We start from the raw sequence: 25,023 nt of genomic DNA, 5'->3' as shown, positions 1-25,023 counted from the left end.
GTCGGCCGCAACTGTAGACCGCCGTCGACGCACCGGAGCGCCCACGCGCGGTAACCCAGGGGCGGCGCGCCGCCGGGCTGCCTATCCTTGGGCACGACATGCAGAATCAAGCCTCCTCCGCCGCGACCGATCCCGTCCGCGACCTGCACCGCCGCCTCGGTCCCCTGATGTTCCGTGACCAGCGCCGGCTTCAGCGGCGGCTGGACGGCGCCCGCAAGTTGCGTGACCCGCAGCGCCGGGAGGCGGCCCTGACCGAGATCACCGCCGAGTTGACCCGGGCCGAGCAGCGGCTGGCCACCCGGCGGGCGGCGGTGCCGGTGATCACGTACCCGGCGGGGTTGCCGGTCAGTGAGCGCAAGGACGACATAGCCGCCACCATCCGCGATCATCAGGTGGTGATCGTGGCCGGCGAGACCGGCTCCGGCAAGACGACCCAGCTGCCGAAGATCTGCCTGGAGCTGGGACGCGGCATCAACGGCCTGATCGGGCACACCCAGCCCCGGCGACTGGCCGCCCGCACGGTGGCCGACCGCATCGCCGACGAGCTGGGCACCGAGCTGGGTGACGTGGTCGGCTACAAGGTGCGCTTCACCGACCAGGTGAGCGAGCGCAGCCTGGTCAAGCTGATGACCGACGGCATCCTGCTGGCCGAGTTGCAGACCGACCGGATGCTGCGCCAGTACGACACGTTGATCATCGACGAGGCGCACGAGCGCAGCCTCAACATCGACTTCATCCTCGGGTACCTGCGGGAGCTGCTGCCCCGCCGGCCCGACCTCAAGGTGATCATCACCTCGGCGACCATCGAGACCGACCGCTTCGCCAAGCACTTCGCTGACGCCGAGGGCAGTCCGGCGCCGGTGGTCGAGGTTTCCGGTCGCACGTACCCGGTCGAGGTCCGCTACCGGCCGCTGGTCGAGGTCGCCGAGGGCGAGGAGGACGGCGACGCCGACGAGGAGAACGTCCGCGACCAGATCCAGGCGATCGGCGACGCAGTCGAGGAGCTGGCCGCCGAGGGGCCGGGCGACATCCTGGTCTTCCTCAGCGGGGAACGGGAGATCAGGGACACCGCCGACGCCCTCGGCAAGCTGGTGCAGAAGAAACGGTCGCTGCTCGGCACCGAGATCCTGCCGCTGTACGCGCGGCTCTCCAGCGCCGAGCAGCACCGGGTCTTCGCCGCGCACAGCTCGCGTCGGGTGGTGCTCGCCACCAACGTCGCGGAGACCTCGCTGACCGTGCCCGGCATCAAGTACGTGGTGGACCCGGGCACCGCCCGGATATCCCGCTACTCCAGCCGGCTCAAGGTGCAGCGGCTGCCCATCGAGCCGGTCTCGCAGGCGTCGGCCAACCAGCGCAAGGGCCGCTGCGGTCGTACGTCGGACGGCATCTGCATCCGCCTCTACGACGAGCAGGACTTCATGTCCCGCCCCGAGTTCACCGACCCGGAGATCCTGCGCACCAACCTGGCGTCGGTCATCCTCCAGATGACCGCCATCGGGCTGGGTGACCTTGCGGCGTTCCCGTTCATCGACCCGCCGGACAAGCGCAACATCACCGACGGCGTCAACCTGCTGCACGAGTTGGGCGCGCTGGACCCGACCGAGGCCGACCCGGCGAAGCGCCTCACCGCGCTGGGCCGTCGGCTGGCCCAGCTACCGGTCGACCCACGGTTGGCCCGGATGGTGGTCGAGGGCGAGCGCAACGGTTGCGCCACCGAGATCCTGGTGATCGCCGCCGCGCTCTCCATCCAGGACCCGCGCGAGCGCCCGGCGGAGAAGCAGGCCCAGGCCGACCAGGCGCACGCCCGGTTCGCCGACAAGGAGTCCGACTTCGTCGCGTACCTCAACCTGTGGCGCTACCTGCGTGAGCAGCAGCGGGAGTTGTCGTCGAGCGCATTCCGCCGGATGTGCAAGGCGGAGTACCTGAACTACCTGCGGATTCGCGAGTGGCAGGACATCGTCAGCCAGTTGCGCCAGGTGCTGCGTACCCCGGCCGAGGGCGACCGACGTGGTGGGCGGCCGGCGCGCGACGCCTCGGCCGACGCGGACGCCGGCCGGGGTGCGGGCCGCCGGGGTGGCGCGGACCTGCCGGAGGAGATCGACACCCCGAAGGTGCACCAGTCGCTGCTGCCCGGCCTGCTCTCGCACATCGGCCTCAAGGACGCCCAGAAGCACGAGTACCTGGGTGCGCGGGGTGCGAAGTTCGCGCTGTTCCCCGGGTCGGCGCTGTTCAAGAAGCCGCCGCGCTGGGTGATGGCCGCCGAGTTGGTGGAGACCTCCCGGCTGTGGGGGCGCATCGCCGGGCGGGTCGAGCCGGAGTGGGTCGAACCGCTGGCGCAGCACCTGGTCAAGCGCAGCTACAGCGAGCCGCACTGGGAGAAGAAGCAGGCCGCGGTGATGGCCTACGAGAAGGTCACCCTGTACGGCATGCCGCTGGTCGCGTCGCGGAAGGTCAACTTCGGGCGGATCGACCCGACACTGAGCCGGGAGCTGTTCATCCGGCACGCCCTCGTCGAGGGCGACTGGCAGACCCACCACGGGTTCTGGGCCGACAACAAGCGGCTGCTGGGCGAGATCGAGGAGCTGGAGAGCCGAGCCCGCCGCCGGGACATCCTGGTCGACGACGAAACGATCTTCGGCTTCTACGACCAGCGGATCCCCGCCGACGTGGTGTCCGGCCGCCACTTCGACACCTGGTGGAAGAAGACCCGCCACGAGCGGCCCGACCTGCTCACCTTCACCCGCGACGTGCTGGTGAACGACGGCCGGGCCGGGGTGGACGAGAGCGACTACCCCGACGAGTGGCAGACCCAGGGGGTTACCCTCCCGCTGACGTACCGGTTCGAGCCGGGCACGGCGACCGACGGCGTCACCGTCGACATCCCGCTGCCGCTGCTCAACCAGGTCCCGGCGGACAGCTTCGACTGGCAGGTGCCGGGGCTGCGCGAGGAGACGGTGATCGCGCTGATCCGCTCGCTGCCCAAGGCGATCCGCCGCAACTTCGTGCCGGTGCCGGACTACGCCCGCGCCGCCCTCGCGGCGATCACCCCCGGCGAGACGTCGCTGCTGGACGCGCTCACCCGTGAGCTGCGGCGGATGACCGGTGTCACCGTGCCCCGCGACGCCTGGGAGCCGGACAAGCTGCCCGCCCACCTGCGGGTGACCTTCCGCATCCTGGGCGACGACGACAAGCCGGTCGCCGAGGGCAAGGACCTGCCGGCCCTGCAACGTCAACTGCGTCAGGAGGTACGCCAGGTCGTGGCCGCCGCCGCTCCGGAGGTCGCCCGGACGGGCCTTCGTGAGTGGAGTATCGACACACTGCCGCGCACCATCGAGCAGGTACGCGCCGGCTACGCGGTGACCGCGTACCCGGCACTTGTCGACGAGGGCGCCACCGTCGGGGTGAAGGTGTTCGACTCCCCCGCCGAGGCGGAGGCGGCGCACTGGGCCGGCACCCGCCGACTGCTGCGGCTCACCGTGCCGTCCCCGGCCCGGTTCCTCCAGGGTCGGTTGAGCAACGAGGCGAAGCTCGCGTTGAGTCGCAACCCGCACGGCGGCGTGCAGGAGCTGATCGAGGACGCAGCCGGCGCAGCCATCGACCGGCTGATCGACGCCGCCGGTGGGCCGGCGTGGGACGCCAACGGCTTCGCCGCGCTGCGCGAGAAGGTCCGCGCGGATCTGGTCGACACCGTCGTCGAGGTGATGGACCGCGCCCGCAAGGTCCTCGCCGCCGCGTACGCCGTGGAGCAGCGGCTCGGCGCGACACGCAACCTGACGGTGGTGGCGGCGCTGGCCGACATCCGCAAGCAGCTCGCCGGCCTGGTGCACGCCGGCTTCATCACCGAGACCGGGTACGCCCGCCTGCCCGACCTGCTCCGCTACCTCACCGCCATCGAACGTCGACTGGACCGCCTCGGCGGCAACCCCCAGCGGGACCGTCAACAGCAGGACCGGATCGCGGTGGTGCAGAAGGAGTACGACGACCTGCTCGCCGCCCTGCCGCCCGGCCGTCGGCAGGAGGCAGCCGTTCGGCAGATCCGCTGGATGATCGAGGAGTTGCGGGTGAACGTCTTCGCCCAGGCACTCGGCACCCCGTACCCCGTGTCGGAGCAGCGGATCTACCGGGCGATGGACGACGCCGAGGGCCGCTGAGCACGCCGGCCCGGCCGCTGCCGGCAGCTTCGCGGCGGCGGCCCCGGCGGGATCAGGTCAGTGGCTCGACGCCGGGCGGCAGCTCGCCACGGTCGATCGCGGACTGGACGTAGTCCAGCAGGATGCGCCGGAGTTCCCGGCCGGCGTGGGTGGGCACGACGTCGCGTCGGCGGGCCACCGCGATGGTCCGCCGCACCCCGGGGGGCGCCAGCGGAGTGATGCGGACCCCGGGCCGGCGGGCCAGCACGATGCCCGGCACCAGGGCGATGCCGAGCCCCGCCTCGACGAAGCTGAGGACGGCGTCCATCTCGCCGCCGTCCACCGCGAAGCTCGGTTCGAAGCCCGCCGCCCGGCACGCCTGGATGGTGGCGTCGCGCAGGTCGTAGCCCTCCCGGAACATCACCATCGGCTGGTCCCGCAGGTCGGTGATGCGCAGCTCCCCGGTGCCCGACGCGGTCGGCACCTCGTCCACCGAGGCCACCACCAGGCTCTCGCGCAGGACCGGATCGACACGCAGGCCCGGGTCGGCGCCCTGCGACGGCATGATGATCAGGGCCAGGTCGAGGTCACCGCGCAGCAGATCGCGGACGAGATCCTGTGATCCACTCTCCTCGACGCGCAGGTCGACGGTGGGGTGCGCGTCGCGGAACCGACGCAGCACCGGCGGGGCGAGCGAGGTGGCCAGGCTCGGGGTGGCCCCGAGTCGTACCCGCCCGCGGCGCAGGCCGACCAACTCCTGCACCTCGCGGGTCGCGGTCTCCACGTCGGCGAGGATCCGGGTCGCCAACGGCAGGAGCACCTCCCCGGCCGCGGTGAGGGCGATGTTGCCCCGTAGCCGTTCGAACAGCGGGGCACCGAGGTCGGTCTCCAAGGCGTGAATTTGCTTACTCAACGAGGGCTGGGTTATGCCGACGATGTCGGCGGCTTGGGTGAAATGTCGTACTTCGGCCACCGCGACGAAGTACCGGAGCTGATGGAGCTGCATCTACATAGCCTACGGCTATCAACGCTGCGAGTTTGATGCATTGGACGACTGATCGAAGTGCTCCTAGCGTCGGTCCCGTGGTAATGACGAAAACTCGGTCGCCCATCCGCTCGAACGTCGGCCTCAAGGCCGTCATGGCGGTGACGGGCATCCTGCTGGTGCTGTTCCTGATCGCGCACATGCTCGGGAACCTGAAGGTGTTCACGGGAGAGACCTCGTTCGACCACTACGCGCACTGGCTGCGCGACATCGGCAAGCCGCTGCTGCCCGGCGTCTGGTTCCTGTGGATCCTGCGCACCGTCCTCGTGGTGGCCGTCGTCGCCCACATCTGGGCCGCCACCGTGCTGGCGCTGCGGGCCCGCGCCGCCCGTCCGGTGAAGTACGCCCACCGCAAGAAGGTCCGGGGCAGCTACGCGGCCCGCACCATGCGCTGGGGTGGCGTGATCATCCTGCTGTTCGTGATCTACCACCTCCTGGACCTGACCACCGGCACGCTGAACCCGGTCGGCACCGAGGGCAAGCCCTACGGCAACGTCGTCGCCGACTTCGCGCCGGAGCGCTGGTACGTCACGCTCTTCTACACCCTGGCGATCGTCACGCTCGGCTTCCACCTGCGGCACGGCGCGTTCAGCGCGTTCCGCAGCCTCGGCCAGCAGACGCCCCGGGGCGAGCGCCGGGCGCGCAACGCCGCGCTCGTCTTCGCCGTGGTGCTCTGCGCCGGATACCTGGTGGTCCCGTTCGCCGTACTCACCGGATTGGTGTCCTGACATGGAACTCTTCACCGAAGGCGACCCGATCGCCGACACGAAGGCGCCCACCGGCCCGGTCGAGAAGCGCTGGGAGACCCGGCGTTTCGAGGCCAAGCTGGTCAACCCGGCGAACCGCCGCAAGATGACGGTGATCGTGGTCGGCACCGGCCTGGCCGGCGGATCGGCCGCCGCGACCCTGGCCGAGCAGGGCTACCACGTCAAGTCCTACTGCTACCAGGACAGCCCGCGCCGGGCCCACTCGATCGCCGCGCAGGGCGGCATCAACGCCGCGAAGAACTACCGCAACGACGGCGACTCGGTGCACCGGCTGTTCTACGACACCGTCAAGGGCGGCGACTTCCGCTCCCGGGAGTCGAACGTGCACCGCCTGGCCGAGGTCTCGGTCAACATCATCGACCAGTGCGTGGCCCAGGGCGTCCCGTTCGCCCGGGAGTACGGCGGCCTGCTGGACACCCGCTCCTTCGGCGGCGCCCAGGTGCAGCGCACCTTCTACGCCCGGGGCCAGACGGGTCAGCAGCTCCTGCTGGGCGCGTACCAGGCCCTGGAGCGGCAGATCGGCCTCGGCAACGTGGAGATGAACGCCCGGCACGAGATGCTGGAGCTGGTCATTGTCGATGGCAAGGCCCGTGGCATCGTCGTCCGGGACCTGGTCACCGGTGAGATCAGCACCGAGATGGCCGACGCGGTCGTCCTCGCCTCCGGCGGCTACGGGAACGTCTTCTACCTCTCCACCAACGCCAAGGGCTGCAACGTCACCGCCACCTGGCGGGCGCACCGCAAGGGCGCGTACTTCGCCAACCCCTGCTACACGCAGATCCACCCGACCTGCATCCCCGTCTCCGGCGACCACCAGTCGAAGCTGACCCTGATGAGCGAGTCGCTGCGCAACGACGGCCGGGTCTGGGTGCCGAAGGCCAAGGGCGACGACCGCAGCCCGAAGGACGTTCCCGAGGACGAGCGGGACTACTACCTCGAGCGGATCTACCCGTCCTTCGGCAACCTGGTCCCCCGCGACATCGCCTCCCGCGCCGCCAAGAACGTGTGCGACGAGGGCCGGGGCGTCGGTCCGACCAAGCTCGGCGTCTACCTCGACTTCGCCGACGCCATCGACCGGCTGGGCCGCAAGGCCATCGAGGCCAAGTACGGCAACCTCTTCGAGATGTACGAGCGGATCACCGGCGAGGACCCGTACGAGGTGCCGATGCGGATCTACCCCGCCGTGCACTACACGATGGGCGGGCTCTGGGTCGACTACGACCTCCAGTCCAGCATCCCGGGCCTGTTCGTCATCGGCGAGGCGAACTTCTCCGACCACGGCGCGAACCGGCTCGGCGCCTCGGCGCTGATGCAGGGCCTCGCCGACGGCTACTTCGTGCTGCCCACCACCATCGCCAACTACCTGGCCTCAGGCCCTCTCGAGAAGGTCGACGCCAGCCACCCGGCGGCGGTCGAGGCGCGTACCGACGTCGAGGACCGCGTCCAGCGGCTACTGGCCGTCAACGGCGACCGGACCGTGGACTCGTTCCACCGCGAGCTGGGCCAGATCATGTGGGAGCACTGCGGCATGGAACGCAGTGAGGCCGGCCTGCGCAAGGCGATCGGTGAGATCCGCGACCTGCGCGAGCAGTTCTGGCAGCGGGTCAAGGTGTCCGGCACCGGCGAGGAGCTGAACCAGTCGCTGGAGAAGGCCGGCCGGGTGGCCGACTTCTTCGAGCTGGCCGAGCTGATGTGCATCGACGCCCTGCACCGCGAGGAGTCCTGCGGCGGTCACTTCCGGGCCGAGCACCAGACCCCCGACGGGGAGGCGCAGCGCGACGACGACCGGTTCGCGTACGTCGCGGCCTGGGAGTTCACCGCCACCGGTGAGCCCTCGGTGCTGCACAAGGAAGACCTGAAGTTCGAATACGTCCACCCCACGCAGCGGAGCTACAAGTGAACCTGACCCTGCGCATCTGGCGCCAGAAGGGCCCCGAGGACAAGGGTCGGATGGTGACCTACCCGGTCGACGACGTGTCCCCGGACATGTCGTTCCTGGAGATGCTCGACGTGCTCAACGAGCGGCTGATCCTCGACGGCGAGGACCCGGTGGCGTTCGACCACGACTGCCGCGAGGGCATCTGCGGCATGTGCGGCCTCATGATCAACGGTGACGCGCACGGGCCGCAGCGCGGCACCACGGCGTGCCAGCTGCACATGCGGCAGTTCAAGGACGGCGAGACGATCGACATCGAGCCGTGGCGGGCCAGCGCCTTCCCGGTCATCAAGGACCTGGTGGTCAACCGGAGCGCCTTCGACAACATCATCGCCGCCGGTGGCTACATCACCGCGCCGACCGGCAGCGCACCCGAGGCGCACTCCACCCCGGTCGCCAAGGCCAACGCGGACGCCGCCTTCGAGTCGGCGGCCTGCATCGGCTGCGGCGCGTGCGTGGCGGCCTGCCCGAACGGCTCCGGCATGCTCTTCACCGCCGCCAAGCTCACCCAACTCTCGCTGCTGCCGCAGGGCCAGCCGGAGCGCTACACCCGGGTGATCGGCATGGTCGACGCGCACGACGAGGCCGGTTTCGGTGGCTGCACCAACGCCGGCGAGTGCACGGTGGCCTGCCCGAAGGGCATCCCGCTGAACACGATCGGCCGCCTCAACCGCGACTACCTCGCGGCCACCGCCAAGGGCGGCAACACCCCCGGCTCCTGACCGTCACGCGCCGTCACACCGCCGCATCCCGAGTTGCCGGGGTGCGGCGGTGTGGCGTCTAGATCAACTCGACATCCAGGAAGTCGGCCTGTCCGGGCGCCCACCACGCCCCGACTTCCTATAACCCGAGTCGATCAACCAGCACGTCCACTCTTGGCCAGCCGGTTCAACTCCCCCTTCCCGGGTAGCAGTCAGGGTAGGACGAGGGAGGGGCAGCCGGACATGAAGGCGTTGACCTGGCAGGGCAAGCGGGACGTACGGGTCGAGGACGTGCCCGATCCCCGGATCGAGGAACCGACCGACGCGATCGTCAAGATCACGTCGACGGCGATCTGCGGCTCGGATCTGCACCTGTACGAGGTGCTGGGGCCGTACCTGAAGCCCGGCGACGTCCTGGGCCACGAACCGATGGGGGTCGTCGAGGAGGTCGGGTCGGAGGTGACCGGGCTCAAGCCCGGCGACCGGGTGGTGGTGCCGTTCAACATCTCGTGCGGCAACTGCTGGATGTGCCGACGTCAGCTCTACGCCCAGTGCGAGACGACCCAGGTGACGAGCGAGGGCAAGGGCGCGGCGCTGTTCGGCTACACCTCCCTCTACGGGTCCGTGCCCGGCGGGCAGGCCGAGTACCTGCGCGTTCCGCAGGCCCACTTCGGGCCGATCAAGATCCCGGAGACCGGCGCGGACGAGCGCTACCTCTACCTCTCCGACATCCTGCCCACCGCCTGGCAGGCGGTGAAGTACGCCGACACCCCGCCCGGCGGCACCCTGGCCGTCTTCGGGCTGGGCCCGGTCGGCCAGTTCTGCGCCCGCATCGGTCGCCACCTCGGCGCGGAGCGGGTGATCGGGCTGGACCTGGTGCCCGAGCGGCTTGAGCTGGCCCGCCGGCACGGCATCGAGGTGCTCGACGTACACGAGTTGTCCGACGTGCCGGGCGCCCTGATCGACCTGGTCGACGGGCGTGGTCCGGACGCCGTCATCGACGCGGTCGGCATGGAGGCGCACGGCTCCCCGGTCGGCAAGCTGGCCCACGCGGCCGTCGGGCTGCTGCCGGACAAACTCGCCCAAAAGATGACGGACCGGGTCGCCGTGGACCGGCTAGCCGTCCTGCACGCCGCTCTCAAGGCGGTCCGCCGCGGCGGCACCGTCTCGCTCTCCGGGGTGTACGGGGGCGAGGCCGACCCGATGCCGATGATGGAGATGTTCGACCGGGGCATCCAGCTACGCATGGGCCAGTGCCACGTGCGCCGCTGGGTCGACGAGATCATGCCGCTGCTCGCCGGCGACGACGACCCGCTGGGCGTGGAGGACCTGCGCACCCACCGGCTGCCGCTGAGCGACGCGCCGCGCGCGTACGACATGTTCCAGAAGAAGGAGGACGGCTGCATCAAGGTGGTCCTCGCACCGTGAGTGCGAGGAGTGAGCCGGGGTTGCGAGCCCCGCAGTCACGAACCAAGGCGGCACCGTGAGTGCGAGGAGTGAGCCGGGGTTGCGAGCCCCGCAGTCACGAACCAAGGCTGCACCGCGAGTCGGGTGGTGGTGGTCGCGGGCGCGACCAGCGGGATCGGCCGGGCGACGGCGCGGGCGTTCGCCGAGCGCGGCGACCGCCTGGTCCTCGCGGCCCGCGCGCCGCAGACCCTCGCCGAGGTACGCGAGGAGTGCGCGGACGTCGAGGTCCTGACCGTGGCGACCGACGTCACCGAGGCAGGGGCGCTGGACGCGTTGGCGGAGGCGGCGATCGAACGGTTCGGCCGTATCGACGTCTGGGTGCACACCGCCGCGGTGATGGCCTACGGGCGCTTCGACGAGCTGCCGGAGCGGGTGTTCGAGCAGGTGGTGCGGACGGATCTGCTGGCCGCCGCCGGTGCGGCCCGGGTGGCGCTGCGGCACTTTCGGGCCACCGGCGCCGGAACGCTGATCCTCACCGGGTCGGTGCTGGGGCACATCACCGCGCCCTACGTGAGTGCGTACGTGACCAGCAAGTGGGGGTTGCAGGGGCTGGCCCGCACGCTCCAGCAGGAACTGCGCGACTGTCCGGAGATCCGGCTCTGCCTGGTCAATCCGGGCAGTGTGGACACACTCGCCCCGAACCCGGCTGGCGAGGCGGTCCGCGGCGGCCACCTGCCCGATCTGGGGCAGCTCGCCCGGGCGGTGGCCGGTCCGGCCGCGCAGCTTGGCGGCGCGGCGGCCGGAGCGATCGGCGCCGCGCTGCGCCGACGGGCCAGGTGACACTGTTCGGAACTGTTCGGAACCTCTTCCGGGGGCGTCATGGATAGATCAACTCGCCTAGGGTGGTGGGCCGGCAAGCGCTCCGGCGCTCCACGACGGGAGAGACGATTGACCATCCGACTGAACCGCAGGACAGCACTCGGACTGGGCACAGTGGCCACCGCCGGTACGGTGCTCGGCGCTGCCGCCCCGGCCAACGCGGCGAGGAGCACTGAGGCATCGCCGGTCACGCCCGCCCAGGCGGCTCGCCGGGTCGCCACCGCCGTCACCCAGCACCGCACCGAGGCCGGCGGCAACTGGCAGGCGTACGTCAGCGTGGCCGACCCGGCGGGCGCTCCGGTCGTCGCGGTGGCGGTGGACCCGGACCGGACGATCGAGGCGTACAGCGTCAACAAGATCGCGGTGGCGACGGCGGTGTTGGACAAGGTCGACCGCGGGCTGCTGACGCTGGACCAGCGGGTCGAGGTGACCGAGTCGATCGTGGTGCCGGGCGGTGACGGCATCTTCAGCCTGGACGGCGCGTACCCGAGCAGCGTGACGCTGGGACACGTGCTGGCGAACCTGCTGACCGTCTCGGACGACACGGCGGTACGGCTGTGCGGGCTGGTCGCCCCGGCTGCCGAGATCAACTCGATCCTGGTCGCCAAGGGTTTCCCGAACACCCAGGTCGAGCCGGTGGCCAACCCGAACCGGTTCTTCCTCGGCACGAGCACTCCCCGGGAGACGCACGACCTGCTGCGCGCCCTGGTCGCCGGCACGCTGCTCTCGCCGGCGTCGACGGCGCACCTGCTCGGGCTACTGCGCTCCCCGGTGGCCTTCACCGACGGCATCCGGCGCACCATGTCCTCCGACGAGCGGGCCCGCATCGCCACGAAGGCCGGCTGGTACGCCGACGCCCGGCACGAGGCCGGGGTGATCTTCGACCGTTCCGGGACGGCGGTGCTCACCTACGCCCTCTTCGCCGACGGGCAGGCCGACCCGGACAACTTCGGCGCCACCCATCCGGCGGTGCAGGCCCGGGCCGCCATGGGTCCGAAGCTCCTCGCCGCGGTGGACCGCCTCGCCGGCACGGGCACCGCGTACCGGACGACCGTCCAGCGTCCGAGCAACGGCGGCTGAGACGCGCCTCGGGCCGGTCGCCTCGGCAGCGACCGGCCCGAGGCGGGCGACCGCCGGGGCACGGACCTCGTGAGGTGACTACCGTGTAGTGCGGGACACGGCGGAGGGACGGGCGATGGCACCAGCGAAACGCACCGACGGGCAACGGTCGCTCGCGCGACGGATGGGCGGCCCGGCCGGACTGGCCGCGCTGGCCGGCCTGGCCTGGGTGGCCCGGGACGTGCCGGCGGCGCTGGGCGGCCGGCTCGCCGGGGCGCGAGCCGAGCGGGCGGCCCGCTCGCCCCAGTTCCGCGACGGCACCTTCCACAACCAGGCCGACGTCCGCACGATGGTCGCCGCCGAGCCGGGTCGCAACCTGGTCCGCGAACTGATCTTCGGCAAGCAGAAGCGTCGCCCCACCGCACCCGTGCCGCTCGTGCGGCCCGATGCGTCGCCGGCCGCCGACACCGCCGACGAGCTGAACATCGTCTGGTACGGCCACGCGTCGGCGCTCATCGAGATCGAGGGCCGGCGGGTCCTGCTCGACCCGGTGTGGAGCGACCGCTGTTCACCGTCGGGCGCGGTCGGCCCGCGCCGGCTGCACGAGCCGCCGGTGGGCATCGACGAGCTGCCCCCGCTGGACGCCATCCTGATCTCCCACGACCACTACGACCACCTCGACATGCCCACCGTGCGGGCGCTGGTCGCCGGGCAGTCGGCGCCGTTCGTGGTGCCGCTCGGAGTGGGCGCCCACCTGGACCGGTGGGGAGTGCCCGCCGAACGGATCATCGAGCTGGACTGGTCCGAGTCGCACCGGGTCGACGGGTTGGAGATCACCGCCACCGCAGCCCAGCACTTCTCCGGTCGGGGCCTGCGCCGCGACGGCACACTCTGGAGCTCCTGGGTGGTCGCCGGGGCACGGCGCAAGGTCTTCTACACCGGTGACTCCGGCTACTTCGCCGGGTACGCGGCCATCGGCGCCGAGCACGGGCCCTTCGACGTCACGCTGATGCAGATCGGCGCGTACGACCGGGCGTGGCCGACGATCCACATGTTCCCCGAGGAGGCGGTCGACGCCCACCTGGACCTGCGCGGCGGGCTGTTCATCCCGGTGCACTGGGCGACGTTCAACCTGGCCCTGCACGACTGGTCGGAGCCGGTGAACCGGCTGTGGGCCGAGGCGAAGGCCCGCGACGTGCGACTCGCCGTGCCCCGCCCGGGTGAGCGGGTGGTGGTCGACGACCCGCCGGCCGTCGACGGTTGGTGGCAGTCCGTCGCCTGAGCCGCGCCGGACGCAGGTACGGGGTCAGAGCACGAAGGCGTCGGTCCAGAGCGCGCCGGAGCGACCGGAGAGCGCGTCCAGCATGGCGACCGCCTGGCCGTCGGTGAGCTGCGCGACGAAGTCCACGATGGCACGTCCCCGGGCGCGGCCGATCCGGTGCGGCGTACGCGGGTGCAGCTCGGCCTCGGCCAGCTCGACCAGGTCGTGCAGCCGGCGCGGCAGGCGCGACTCCTCCTCCGGGTCGAGCAGCCACTCCCACAGCGCCTCGACGAGGGTGCCCAGCAACCGGGCCTGACCACGCTGGTGCAGGGCCAGGTCGGGGCGGGCCAGCACGAACCGGTGGTGGACGAACTTGAGCACCTGCACCTCGTGCCACTGCGCGCAGCCCAGCAGCACGTACCCGGAGCGCACCGACGGCTGGTCGGTCATCGTGATCGCGTCGACGAAGCGGGTGGACCAGCGGGCCGAGAAGCGCGCCACGTACTGCTCCGCCTCGATCGAACCGTCGAACGGCATCGCGAGCAGCCCGTCCACCAGCTCCTCGCGGACGTGCTCGACGGCGGCGGCGAACGCGTCGTCGTCGGCGATCCAGGCGTCCTTGCGGTGCAGTTGCCGGCGTAGCCGCTCGATGGCCGCGCCGGGCCGGCGGGCCGAGGTGGCCAGCGCCGCGTCGGTGATCGCCCGGAAGTGCCCGCTCTCGCGCTGCCAGGCCATCAGCTCGGCGGACACCGCGCCCTGCTGGAGCACACCGACCCGGTAGAAGTCCTCCACGTCGTGGATGGCGTACGCGATGTCGTCGGCGGTGTCCATGACGGACCCCTCGACGGTCTGCTGCCAGTCCGGAATACGGCCGGCGAACGGCTCCCGGGCCTGCCGCAGGTCGTCCAGCTCGGTCCGGTACGCCCCGAACTTCAACGAGCCGCTCTCCGGGTCGTCGGGCGGTGGGGTGGCGCCACGCGGCGGCGGGTCCAGGAGGCGCGGGTGGGGGTCGGGGTAGTCCAGCCTCGTCCACGGGTACTTCAGCATCGCCGCGCGGACCGCGGCGGTCAGGTCCAACCCGGTGGTGGCCGCGCCCCGGATCTCGGTGCTCGTGACGATCCGGTACGACTGCGCGTTGCCCTCGAACCCGTCGGCGAGGCCGAGGCGCTGGCGGGCCAGCCGGTCGAGCACCCGCTCCCCCAGGTGGCCGAACGGCGGGTGGCCGAGGTCGTGGGCGAGCGCGGCCGCCTCCACCACGTCGGGGTCGAGGCCACCGAGCTTGTCCAGCAGGTCGTGCCACCTGTCGTCGCCCGTCAGCCGCTCGGCGATCGACCGGGCCACCTGGGCGACCTTGAGGCTGTGCGTGAGCCGGTTGTGCACCAGCAGCCCGGAGCCGACCGGGCTGATCACCTGGGTCACCCCGCCGAGTCGGGCGAAGAACGGCGAGCCGACGATCCGGTCCCGGTCGGCGCGGAACGGGTTGGCCGTGAGGTCGCCGAGGGCGCGGGCACTGCCGCCGAAGAGCCGCCGGGCGCGCGGCTCCGCAGGTGATTCCATGATCGCCACGCTAGCGCAGGCCCGGTGGGGTCGGTCGAGGGATCGACCCGGCACGGGCGCGGAGGCGCGACGACGCGACGCACGACCGGCCGGGCGCGACGACGGCGGTCGGGGGCGCCCGGCAGAATGCAGGCGGTAGCCGCTTTTCGAAGGCGGATCGAGTCGAAGGCGGATCGAGATCGTGACCCAGTCTGTTCATCAGCGGATCGCCGACGAGCTCGGCGTGGCCGAGCGTCAGGTGCGGGCGGCCGTGGAGCTGCTCGACGGCGGTGCCACCGTGCCGTTCATCGCCCGCTACCGCAAGGAGGCCACCGGCCTGCTCGACGACACCCAGCTGCGCACCCTGGAGGAGCGGCTGCGCTACCTGCGGGAGCTGGACGAGCGACGGGCCGCCGTACTGGAGTCGATCCGCGGCCAGGGCAAGCTGGACGAGGCGCTGGAAGCGCAGATCGTGGCCGCCGACTCGAAGTCGCGGCTGGAGGACATCTACCTGCCGTACAAGCCGAAGCGGCGGACCCGGGCGCAGATCGCCCGCGAGGCCGGCCTCGCGCCGCTGGCGGAGACGCTGCTGGCCGACCCGTCCCAGGACCCGAAGGCCACCGCCGCCGGGTTCGTCGACGCCGATCAGGGCGTCGCCGACGCCGCCGCCGCTCTGGAGGGCGCGCGGGCGATCCTGATCGAGACCTTCGCCGAGGACGCCGACCTGATCGGCACGCTGCGCGAGCAGATGTGGTCGCGGGGCCGTCTGGTGTCCCGGGTACGCGATGGTCAGGAGACCGCCGGCGCGAAGTTCGCGGACTACTTCGACTTCTCCGAGCCGTACCCGAAGCTGCCCTCGCACCGCATCCTGGCGATGTTCCGGGGCGAGAAGGAGGGCGTGCTCGACCTGACCATGGAGCCCGAGGAGGCCGGCGAGGCGGACGCCGTGCCGACGGGCCCGAGCCGGTACGAGGCGGTGGTCGCCGGCCGGTTCGGTGTCTCCGACGCCGGCCGCCCCGCCGACCGCTGGCTGGCCGACACGGTCCGCTGGGCGTGGCGCACGCGAATCCTCATCCACCTCGGGGCCGACCTGCGGATGCGGCTGTGGCAGGCGGCCGAGGAGGAGGCCGTGCGGGTCTTCGCGACCAACCTGCGCGACCTGCTGCTCGCCGCGCCGGCCGGTACGCGGCCGACGATGGGCCTGGACCCGGGCCTGCGGACCGGGGTGAAGGTCGCCGTGGTCGACGCCACCGGCAAGGTCCTCGCCACCGACACGATCTATCCGCACGAGCCACGCCGGCAGTGGGACGCGTCGATCGAGACCCTCGCCCGGCTGGCCGGCGCGCACGACGTGGAGCTGATCGCGATCGGCAACGGCACCGCCTCCCGGGAGACCGACAAGCTGGCCGCCGACCTGATCAAGCGACACCCGCAGCTCAACCTGACGAAGGTGATGGTCTCCGAGGCCGGCGCGTCGGTCTACTCCGCCTCCGCGTACGCCTCGCAGGAGCTGCCGGGTATGGACGTGTCGCTGCGCGGGGCCGTGTCCATCGCCCGCCGCCTCCAGGACCCGCTCGCCGAGCTGGTCAAGATCGATCCGCGCTCGATCGGCGTCGGCCAGTACCAGCACGACCTGTCCGAGGTGAAGCTGTCCCGGTCGCTGGACGCGGTGGTGGAGGACTGCGTGAACGCCGTCGGGGTGGACGTCAACACGGCTTCCGCGCCGCTGCTGACCCGGGTCTCCGGGATCGGGGCCGGGCTGGCCGAGAACATCGTGCTGCACCGGGACGCCAACGGGCCGTTCCGGTCGCGGACCGAGCTGAAGAAGGTGGCCCGGCTCGGGCCGAAGGCGTTCGAGCAGTGCGCCGGCTTCCTGCGTATCCCCGACGGGGACGACCCTCTGGACTCGTCGAGCGTGCACCCCGAGGCGTACCCGGTGGTGCGGCGCATCCTCGCCAGCACCGGGCAGGACCTGCGCGCGGTCATCGGCAGGAGCGCCATCCTGCGCGGGCTGCGTGCCACCGACTTCGTCGACGAACGGTTCGGCCTGCCCACCGTCACCGACATCCTCGCCGAGCTGGAGAAGCCGGGACGCGACCCACGGCCGGAGTTCCGCACCGCCACCTTCGTCGAGGGCGTGGAGAAGATCAGCGACCTGACGCCGGGCATGGTGCTGGAGGGCGTGGTCACCAACGTGGCCGCCTTCGGCGCGTTCGTGGACGTCGGCGTGCACCAGGACGGCCTGGTACACGTGTCGGCGATGTCCCGGACGTTCGTGAAGGACCCCCGTGAGGTGGTGAAGTCCGGCGACGTGGTCAAGGTACGGGTGCTCGACGTGGACGTACCCCGAAAGCGCATCTCTCTGACCCTGCGCCTGGAGGACGAGCCGGCCGCCGGTGGTCGGACGAGCCAGGAGGGGCGCGGCGGCCCGGCGCAGCGCGGACCGCAGGCCGGTCGCGGCGGCCAGGGCGGGTCCGGTGGGTCCGGTGGTGGCCAGGGCGGGTCCGGTGGACGCGGTGGCCAGGGCAGGTCCGGTGGCCAGGGCGGGTCCGGCGCTCGCGGCGGGCAGGGCGCACGGGGCGGGCAGGGCGCACGGGGCGGGCAGCAGCGACAGGGTGCGCCGGCACCGGCGAACGACGCGATGGCGGAGGCTCTGCGCCGCGCTGGCCTGGCCTGATCGGTCAGCCGCCGAAAGGGCTACGCGCCGACAACGCGCCCGATTGCGGTCCAGATCTTGGACAGTTTCCGTTCGTGCTCAACGGAAACTGTCCAAGATCTGAAGTTGTCGCCCACTCCCCCTTGCGGGCGGCCGGAAGACGGGGCGCGTTTCCGCCCGTTCCTGGGTGATGATCTCGCGATGCGGAGGCATGCCGACCAGGTGGACGTTCCTGGCACGCGCCAGACGTACCGGCGGGCGGTGGGCGTGGACGACGCCACCTGGGATCGGGGGCGTGGGTGGGCCCTGGCGCAGGCGATCAACGCGCTGCCGTACTACGTCGACACCAACCCGGTGATGGCCGACACCGCCCGGCACACCCTGCGGGCCGTGCTGGACTGAGTCGGGGCGTACCGTCGCCTCGTGGGTGAGGACGACGGCCGTGAGTGGCGGGAGCGGCAGCAGCACGCGGTGCGGGCGCACGCCGACGCGGACGCGCGGCGGCGAGCCGCCGAGCAGGCGCAGGCCGCGAAGCTGGTGGCCTGGTTCGTGGCCGAGGCCGCCCGGCGCGGGCTGCCCACCACGCGGCTGGTCGCCAGGGGTTACGACGGGCGCGGTCGCTATCGGACCGGCCTGACCGGCTGGTACGTCGACCGGGCCGAGACCCGGGCGGTGGACGTGGCCGGGCGGTTCCATCTGCTGACCGTGCCGGGTGGCCTGCGGGCCCGGCTCCTCGGCGTCGACCCGGAGCCCAGTCCGCCACCGCTGGTGGTAGGTGCGGGCGGACGCGACGGTGAGTCGATCCCGTTGCGGACGCTGCTCACCCGGCTGCTCGACGGCGGGACCGACGAGCCAGGTTCCACCACCAGAGCTGCTGCACCACGAGGGTGAGCAGGCCGGCCAGGACGATCGCGCAGAGGTTGATCACCAACTGGAGGGCCGAGCCGGCGGCCTCGTCCCACACCCGGTAGGCGGCGGCGACCGCCACGTTCGCCGCGGCCGGCACGGTGGTGACCGAGATCAGCACCCCGACCAGGCTGCCCGACTTCTTCGAGGTCAGCGAGAGCATGCCGGCCACACCGGCGAGCAGGCCGACCACCCAGGACAGCGCGTCCGGTCGCCAGATGAAGTCGGTGAGCGGTCGATCGGCGAGCAGCATCTCCTTGCTGACCAGGCCCGCGGCGGTCAGCGCCCAGGTGCTCAGCACGGTCGCCACCATGGCCGCCAGGAAGCCGACCGTGAGGGCCTGCACCGAGCGGCCGATCACGTCGAGGCGACGGCGTAGCAGCGCCACGCAGAGCGCGGCGAGGGGGCCGAACTCCGGCCCGACCACCATCGCCCCGACGATGAGGATCGGCTGGTCGAGCAGCACACCGATGCCCGCGATCATGGTGGCCACCACGATCAGCACCAGATAGGTGCCGGACAGCTCGGTCTGCTCACCGGTCTTCGCGGCGATCTCGTCCCAGACCACGGCGTCCGCGCCGCTGCCAGGCGCCCGCTCGGCCGCCCGGTCGGCCGCCGCGGAGATGGTCAGCTCGACGTCGTCGGCGGCGATCCCACCGCGCGCGTCCACACCGAGGCGCTGAAGGCCCTGGAGGACGGCGTCGGCGCTCTCCCGGACCACGTCGCACTCGATGAGGTCACCGCGAGGCTGGCGGGCGGCACCGGGCAGCACCACCAGGTGGGTCACGCCGGGGTCGGCGGCCAGCAGGTCGGCCACCGCCTCCGACTGGTCCGTCGGAGCGATCACCCTCAGATGCAGCACCCACAGGCTCCCTTCGCGCGTTGAGCCCACCGGTGGGCGCGGCTCGCAGCACTGTAGCCGTCGCTGACGAGGGCTCGACGTGAAGAGCCTTCCGGGACCGGGACCCCCGCGACGAGTGGAATATCCCGGAAACAGCCTCGAATAGCGGAAACGCAGGTATGGGAGCTGGACCGATGGTAAAACCGGTTTGTCAGTTTGGCCCGGCGACGGCGGGAGTCATCCGAGCATGAGCAAGGTCTACCTCTCCCCGCCCGACGTCGGTCAGCTTGAGGAGTCGTACGCGCTGGCCGCCATCCGCTCCGGGTGGGTCGCGCCGCTGGGTCCGGATGTCGACGCCTTCGAGGCCGAGCTGGCGGAGCGGATCGGCACGTCGTACGCCGTGGCCACCAACTCCGGGACGGCCGCCCTGCACCTGGCGCTGCTGGCTGTCGGCGCCGGCCCCGGGCAGGTGGTCGTCATGCCGACCCTGACCTTCGCGGCCACCGCCAACGCCGCCGTCTACACCGGCGCCGAACCGATCTTCGTCGACTGCGACCCGATGACCGGCAACATCGACGTGGACCTGCTCGAGGCGCTGCTCGACCGGCTCGGCGCCGAGCAACGACAGGTCGCCGCGGTCGTACCGGTGGACATGTTCGGCGTCTGCGCCGACTACGACCGCCTGCTTCCGGTGTGCGCCCGTGCCGGCCATCCGGTCATCGAGGACGCCGCCGAGGCGCTCGGCGCCACCCGGTCCGGCCGGGCCGCCGGGTCATTCGGCCGGGCCGGGGTGCTGTCCTTCAACGGCAACAAGATCATGACCACGTCCGGCGGCGGCATGCTGCTCACCGACGACGCCGAACTCGCGGCCCGCGCCCGGTACCTGGCAACGCAGGCACGACAGCCCGTCGTGCACTACGAACACACCGACATCGGCTACAACTACCGGTTGAGCAACGTGCTGGCCGCGATCGGGAGGGCACAGCTGTCGCGGCTGGACGGCATGATCCGTCGCCGCCACGAGTTGCGTGACCAGTACGCCAAACTGTTCGCCGCGTGCCCGGGGGTCCGACTGCTCGGCGACGGCGATCCAGGCGCCAACTGCTGGCTGACCACCATCGTGGTGGAGCCGGAGATCTCCGGGTGGTGGCCCGGGGAGCTGGCAGCCCACCTCGCCACCCAGGACATCGAGACGCGTCCGGTGTGGAAGCCGATGCACCTGCAACCGGTGCACGCCGGGGCGCAGGCCGTGCTCACCGGCGCGGCGGAACGGCTCTTCGCCACCGGCCTCACCCTGCCCAGCGGCTCGGCGATGGCCGAACACGAGGGCGAACGGGTCCGCCGGGCCATCGACGAGTTCCTGAGCCGCCGGTGACCAGCGGATTCACGGTGACCGGCACCGGCGCTCCGGCCGCCGTACTGGACGCCTCCTGCCCTGACGTCTACTTCACCGCCGGCTACGGCCGGGCGGCCGCCGGGACCGAATCGGGCAGCTGGCAGATGATCCACGAGCACGACCGGCTCATGCTGCCCCACGTACTGCGGCCGGTGAGCGACACCGACGCCGACGCCGCGAGCCCGTACGGCTACTCGGGGCTACACGTCGACGCCGGGTCCACTACCGCGGACCTGGTCCGCTTCTGGTCCCGTGCGGTCGCATACTGGCAGGACTCCGCAGTCGTCGCGCTCTTCCTGCGCTTCTCGCCGCTGGATTCCGCCTCGGTCGAGGCGGTCCGGGGGCTCGGGTCCGTCGAGCTGACCCGCCGGGCCGACACCGTCACCGTCGACGTGTCGCAGGGGCCGGACGACGTGTGGAGCGGCATGGAGGGCCGATCCCGCACCGCCATCCGCAAGGCCCGCAGGAGTGGTCTGACCGGCACCGTCCGTCCCGCCCGGCAGGAGGACCTGCTTCCCGGCGCGCCCTTCCGCCGGCTCTACGAGTCGACAATGGTCCGACTGGGCAGTCAGCCCTGGTATCTGTTCCCGGACCGCTACTACCGGCAGCTGGCCGCCGGGCTGGACAAGGCGCTGTCCATCGCGGAGATCCGCGATGCCGACGGCGCCGTGGTGGCGGCCGCCCTCGTGCTGCGGCACCGGGACCGGGCCCACTACCACCTGGCCGGGTCCGACCCGCTCGCCGCGCGCGCCGGCGCCAACAACCTGCTGGTCTGGAGCATCCTGGAGTGGGCCACGGAGCACGGGTGCCGGCTGGTCCACCTCGGCGGCGGCGTCCGCGCCGACGACGGGCTCTTCCAGTTCAAGCGCTCGTTCGGCGGTGCCCGCACCCCGTTCTGGACGGGCTCGGTCGTCATCGCCCCGGATCGCTACCGGGAACTGGTCGCCGCGCGGGCCCGACGGCTCGACCGCACGGCCGAGGACCTGGAGTCCAGCGGCTACTTCCCGGCGTACCGGGCAGGTGTCGCATGAGCACCGCGACACTCGACACACAACGTCGGATCAAACGGCTCATCGACGTCGTGGTGAGCCTGACCATCCTGGTCGCGCTCTCTCCGGTGCTGGCCCTGGCCGCGATCCTGATCCGCCTGCGACTCGGCGGGCCGGTCCTGTTCCGCCAGCAACGGACCGGCCAGGCGGGCCGCCCGTTCACCGTCTACAAGCTGCGCACGATGACCGACGAGCGCGACGCGCACGGCGTGCTCCTGCCGGACGGAGAACGCTGCAAGGGCATCGGTCTGCTGCTGCGACGGGCGAGCATCGACGAGCTGCCCCAGCTGGTCAACGTGCTCAAGGGTGAGCTCAGCCTGGTCGGGCCACGTCCGCTGCTGCCCCGGTACGACCCGTTCTACACCGACCGGGAGCGGCTGCGCTTCGAGGTACCCCCGGGGATCACCGGACTGGCGCAGATCCACGGACGCAACGGGCTTGCCTGGAACGAGCGTCTGGAACTCGACGTCGTCTACGTCACGAACTGGTCGCTCGGACTGGAGCTGCGGATCATCGGCCGCACCGTCCGCGCGGTCCTCACCGGTGCCGGCGTCGCGGCGGATCCGTCCGCGCAGATGCTCGACCTCGACCGGGAGCGGATGCTGACGTGACCGTCCTGGTGTCGCGGACCGGCATCACCACCGTCGACGAGCCGACCGATCCGCACCTCGACGGGATCGTGGAACTGCTCCGCCAGTCCATACCCGCCGAGTGCGCGGGCTTGACGCCGTACCACGCCGCGACCTTCGCCGCCTTTCTCGGCGCCGCCGTCGCCCCGCCCAGCGGCCTCCGCACGGTCGTGCTCCGCTGCGTCCGCGACTCCTCCCGGGTACGGGCGGTCGCCGACTGGCGGGTGATCGGCAGGCGACTCTTCCTCAACGGCATAGCGGTCGCCGCGGGACAGCGGGGACGAGGGTGGGGCGGGCTGCTGCTCGACGACGGGTACGACCTGGCACGCCAACTCGGGTGCGCCGACCTCGCGCTGGACGTGTCGTCGGGCAACCCCCGGGCGCGCCGCCTCTACGAGCGACGCGGCTTCACCGACGAGTCGTACGCCCAGTGGACCGAGGTACGGCTCGACGGAGTCGCCCCCGACCCCACCGTCCGTCTGCTCGACTGGCCGTCGTTCGCGGCGCACCACACGGCGTACGGCTTCGGGGATCTTCGGATCGGGTGGGCGACCGGCACGGCGAGCGTCCGGGTCGTCGGCCCGTCCCTGCGTCTCGCCGCAGGGGCGCCCGGCCCGGGTCTCGCCGCAGCGCTGGCCCAGGTCGTGCCGGTTACCCGCTGCTATCGGATCGGCCCGACAACCGAGGCCGGAACGGCCGGAGGCTTTGCCCGATTCGTCCGGATGTCACGTCCGGTCGATCTCCGGAGCTGACCACAGCACCCGGCGAGGCGGTACGTGAAAAAGACAACTGATCAATAAAGAGGAGGTATCACTACATAAGGCACAAAGCCGCCGGTCAGGCGGCCGAACGATTGGGACGAGGACACACATGCCGCAGCGGCACATCGAAAGAGAACCACGCTCGGAAAGGGCCGGAGCGCGATGGGGGGCGGTGCCTCGGGCGTGTGTTCTCCTCGGCGCGGACGCCGGCGCCTGGATCGTCGGGGTTGTGCTGGCCACCTGGGCGCGTTACGAGTTCACCCTCACCACGGGCCAACTGACGCGCGCGGTGACCCTCGGCGGAATCGCGGCGGTCCTGCACGCGGGGTTGGTTCCGGTGCGGCGGCTCCGCTCGGGCCGGCACCCTGTCGGCAGCCTCCACGAGGTCCAGCACGTCGCCGGCACGGCGATCATGATCGCGAGCATCCTGACGGTGGGTCTGTTGCCGCTCGCCGAGCGACCGGTACCCGCCAGCACCCCCCTCATCGGCGGCGCCCTGGCCGTGCTGTTCATGCTCGCCGCGCGGTTCGCGTACCGGCACCGCCACGATCTCGCCATGCGCCCCGACGTCCACTCGGCGACGCCGGTGCTGCTGTTCGGTATGGGCGACGCGGGCCAGGGCCTGCTGCGGGCCATGCTCGGCGACCCGCGCGGACACTACCTGCCGGTCGGCGCGCTCGACGACGATCCGGAGAAGCGCGACCTGCGCGTTGGCGGGGTACGGGTGCTGGGCGGCCGACACGACGTCGGCACTGCCGTCCGACGCACGGGCGCCGGTGCCGTGATCTTCTCGGTCGCCAACGCCGACGCCGCCCTGATCCGTCAGATCCGCGAGGCGACCCTCGAGACGGGCGCCGCCTTCAAGGTGCTGCCGCCCGTCCGGGACCTGGTGGACCACCGGATCACCGTCACCGACGTCCGCGACGTGCAGATCAGCGACCTGCTCGGCCGCCGCCAGGTCGTCGCCGACCTGCCACTGAGCGGCAACAGCCTCACCGGCCTGCGGATCCTGATCACCGGCGCCGGCGGCTCGATCGGCTCGGAACTGTGCCGACAGGTCATGAAGGCCGACCCGGGTGAGGTGATGATGCTGGACCGCGACGAGACGGCCCTGCACAGCCTCCAGATGTCGCTGGCCGGGCGTGCCCTGCTCGACGGCCCGGAGCTGATCCTCGCCGACCTTCGCGACGACGAGGGCATCCGCCGGGTCATCCGGGAACGCCGGCCGGACGTGATCTTCCACGCGGCGGCGCTCAAGCACCTCACCCTGCTCCAGCGGCACCCCGGCGAGGCGGTCAAGACGAACGTCTGGGGCACCCTGTCGGTGCTCGACGCCTGCCGGGACGTGGCCAAGTTCGTGAACATCTCCACGGACAAGGCAGCCAATCCGATCAGCGTCCTCGGCTACTCGAAGCGGATCACCGAGCTGCTGACCGCGCACGCCGCGTCGCGGTTCCCGGGCACGTTCCTCAGTGTCCGGTTCGGCAACGTGTTGAGCAGTCGGGGTTCGGTGGTGACAGCCTTCCAACGGCAGATCGAGGCCGGCAACCCGCTGACCGTCACCCATCCGGACGTGACCCGCTATCTCATGACCGTCCAGGAAGCCGTCCATCTGGTCCTCCAGGCCGCCGAGATCGGTCGGGACGGGGAGGCTCTGGTGCTGGACATGGGCGAGCCGGTGCGGATCGCCGACCTGGCCCGGCAGATGGCCGAACACTCCACCAGCAGCGTTCCGATCGTCTACACGGGCCTACGGCCCGGCGAGAAGCTGCACGAGGACCTCCTCGGGGCTGGCGAGATCGACGCCCGACCGTTGCATCCTCTGGTGTCGCACGTGACGGTGCCGGCGCTGGACCCGAGGGAGGTGCGTGGGCTCGACCCGTACGCCGGGCCGGCGAAGGTCGTCGAGCAGCTCGCCCTGCTCTGCACCCAGCCGACGCTTCCGGTGGTGAACGGTCCGCTGGGCGTACCGCTGCAGTCACGCTGACGATGGCCGGAGGGCCGGGTCACCGCTCGACGCGGTGACCCGGCCCTGCCGACTGTCCGGCGCTGCCGGGTTCGGCG

Annotated in this window: 19 protein-coding genes; 16 read left to right on the top strand and 3 right to left on the bottom strand. The window is 71.6% G+C overall.

The features are described 5' to 3' along the window. The first annotated feature begins 98 nt into the window (after positions 1-98). Positions 99-4,151 (top strand): ATP-dependent RNA helicase HrpA, encoded by a 4,053-nt coding sequence (gene hrpA, locus ACGFH9_RS23590; RefSeq protein WP_393222912.1) that lies wholly within the window; start codon positions 99-101, stop codon positions 4,149-4,151. A 52-nt stretch (positions 4,152-4,203) separates the two neighbouring features. Here hrpA and ACGFH9_RS23585 read toward each other — a convergent pair whose 3' ends face one another. Beyond that, positions 4,204-5,136 carry a LysR family transcriptional regulator gene (locus tag ACGFH9_RS23585; RefSeq protein ID WP_393222909.1) on the bottom strand — a complete coding sequence of 311 codons (933 nt, stop codon included), beginning with the start codon at positions 5,134-5,136 and terminating at the stop codon, positions 4,204-4,206. 83 nt (positions 5,137-5,219) lie between these two features. Between ACGFH9_RS23585 and ACGFH9_RS23580 the strand changes: the two genes are divergently transcribed. The 7 genes from ACGFH9_RS23580 (at position 5,220) to ACGFH9_RS23550 (ending at position 13,206) form a co-directional block, all read left to right on the top strand. After that, entirely contained in the window at positions 5,220-5,903 is a 684-nt protein-coding gene (locus tag ACGFH9_RS23580; protein ID WP_255787444.1) for a succinate dehydrogenase cytochrome b subunit, read from the top strand. A 1-nt stretch (position 5,904) separates the two neighbouring features. Beyond that, complete coding sequence (locus ACGFH9_RS23575) at positions 5,905-7,842, top strand: fumarate reductase/succinate dehydrogenase flavoprotein subunit (RefSeq protein ID WP_393222905.1); 1,938 nt, start codon at positions 5,905-5,907, stop codon at positions 7,840-7,842. Continuing rightward, positions 7,839-8,600, top strand: a complete 762-nt coding sequence (locus ACGFH9_RS23570) for a succinate dehydrogenase/fumarate reductase iron-sulfur subunit (RefSeq protein ID WP_393222902.1) — start codon at positions 7,839-7,841, stop codon at positions 8,598-8,600. The genes ACGFH9_RS23575 and ACGFH9_RS23570 overlap by 4 nt, the downstream gene beginning before the upstream one ends. A 222-nt stretch (positions 8,601-8,822) precedes the next feature. Further along, positions 8,823-10,007: a zinc-dependent alcohol dehydrogenase gene (locus tag ACGFH9_RS23565; protein WP_393222900.1), complete on the top strand. Its 1,185-nt coding sequence runs from the start codon at positions 8,823-8,825 to the stop codon at positions 10,005-10,007. Positions 10,008-10,130: 123 nt separating this feature from the next. Next, complete coding sequence (locus tag ACGFH9_RS23560; protein WP_393222898.1) at positions 10,131-10,826, top strand: SDR family NAD(P)-dependent oxidoreductase; 696 nt, start codon at positions 10,131-10,133, stop codon at positions 10,824-10,826. Between the two features lie 108 nt (positions 10,827-10,934). Next, positions 10,935-11,945, top strand: coding sequence for a serine hydrolase (locus ACGFH9_RS23555; RefSeq protein ID WP_393222896.1), 1,011 nt, complete (start codon positions 10,935-10,937; stop codon positions 11,943-11,945). A 115-nt stretch (positions 11,946-12,060) separates the two neighbouring features. Continuing rightward, positions 12,061-13,206, top strand: a complete 1,146-nt coding sequence (locus ACGFH9_RS23550; RefSeq protein WP_393222894.1) for an MBL fold metallo-hydrolase — start codon at positions 12,061-12,063, stop codon at positions 13,204-13,206. Positions 13,207-13,230: 24 nt separating this feature from the next. Here ACGFH9_RS23550 and ACGFH9_RS23545 read toward each other — a convergent pair whose 3' ends face one another. Continuing rightward, on the bottom strand, positions 13,231-14,742 hold the full coding sequence (locus ACGFH9_RS23545; protein ID WP_393222891.1) for a deoxyguanosinetriphosphate triphosphohydrolase family protein: 1,512 nt from the start codon (positions 14,740-14,742) through the stop codon (positions 13,231-13,233). Positions 14,743-14,923: 181 nt separating this feature from the next. On the opposite strand from ACGFH9_RS23545, the gene ACGFH9_RS23540 reads away from it, so the two are divergent. The 3 genes from ACGFH9_RS23540 (at position 14,924) to ACGFH9_RS23530 (ending at position 18,268) form a co-directional block, all read left to right on the top strand. Then, the gene (locus tag ACGFH9_RS23540; RefSeq protein WP_393222888.1) at positions 14,924-17,398 is read left to right on the top strand and encodes a Tex family protein; all 2,475 of its coding nucleotides are present in this window, start codon (positions 14,924-14,926) and stop codon (positions 17,396-17,398) included. A 180-nt stretch (positions 17,399-17,578) separates the two neighbouring features. Further along, on the top strand, positions 17,579-17,779 hold the full coding sequence (locus ACGFH9_RS23535) for a hypothetical protein (protein ID WP_393222885.1): 201 nt from the start codon (positions 17,579-17,581) through the stop codon (positions 17,777-17,779). A 21-nt stretch (positions 17,780-17,800) separates the two neighbouring features. Then, positions 17,801-18,268, top strand: coding sequence for a hypothetical protein (locus tag ACGFH9_RS23530; protein WP_393222883.1), 468 nt, complete (start codon positions 17,801-17,803; stop codon positions 18,266-18,268). Here the strand turns inward: ACGFH9_RS23530 and ACGFH9_RS23525 are convergent. Then, complete coding sequence (locus ACGFH9_RS23525; protein WP_393222880.1) at positions 18,198-19,145, bottom strand: DUF389 domain-containing protein; 948 nt, start codon at positions 19,143-19,145, stop codon at positions 18,198-18,200. The genes ACGFH9_RS23530 and ACGFH9_RS23525 overlap by 71 nt on opposite strands. 226 nt (positions 19,146-19,371) lie before the next feature. On the opposite strand from ACGFH9_RS23525, the gene ACGFH9_RS23520 reads away from it, so the two are divergent. The 5 genes from ACGFH9_RS23520 (at position 19,372) to ACGFH9_RS23500 (ending at position 24,946) form a co-directional block, all read left to right on the top strand. Continuing rightward, positions 19,372-20,499 carry a DegT/DnrJ/EryC1/StrS family aminotransferase gene (locus tag ACGFH9_RS23520; RefSeq protein ID WP_393222877.1) on the top strand — a complete coding sequence of 376 codons (1,128 nt, stop codon included), beginning with the start codon at positions 19,372-19,374 and terminating at the stop codon, positions 20,497-20,499. After that, a complete protein-coding gene (locus ACGFH9_RS23515; protein WP_393222874.1) occupies positions 20,496-21,551 on the top strand; it encodes a GNAT family N-acetyltransferase in 1,056 nt (351 codons plus the stop codon). The genes ACGFH9_RS23520 and ACGFH9_RS23515 overlap by 4 nt, the downstream gene beginning before the upstream one ends. After that, a complete protein-coding gene (locus ACGFH9_RS23510; RefSeq protein WP_355618565.1) occupies positions 21,548-22,180 on the top strand; it encodes a sugar transferase in 633 nt (210 codons plus the stop codon). The genes ACGFH9_RS23515 and ACGFH9_RS23510 overlap by 4 nt, the downstream gene beginning before the upstream one ends. Then, on the top strand, positions 22,177-22,950 hold the full coding sequence (locus ACGFH9_RS23505) for a GNAT family N-acetyltransferase (protein WP_393222870.1): 774 nt from the start codon (positions 22,177-22,179) through the stop codon (positions 22,948-22,950). The genes ACGFH9_RS23510 and ACGFH9_RS23505 overlap by 4 nt, the downstream gene beginning before the upstream one ends. 181 nt (positions 22,951-23,131) lie before the next feature. Next, positions 23,132-24,946, top strand: a complete 1,815-nt coding sequence (locus tag ACGFH9_RS23500; RefSeq protein WP_393222867.1) for a polysaccharide biosynthesis protein — start codon at positions 23,132-23,134, stop codon at positions 24,944-24,946. The last annotated feature ends 77 nt before the right edge of the window (positions 24,947-25,023 follow it).

The sequence above is a fragment of the Micromonospora sp. NPDC049102 genome (genome assembly GCF_043197485.1).
Classification (GTDB): Bacteria; Actinomycetota; Actinomycetes; order Mycobacteriales; family Micromonosporaceae; genus Micromonospora.
This window is presented reverse-complemented; position numbering and strand designations above follow the sequence as displayed.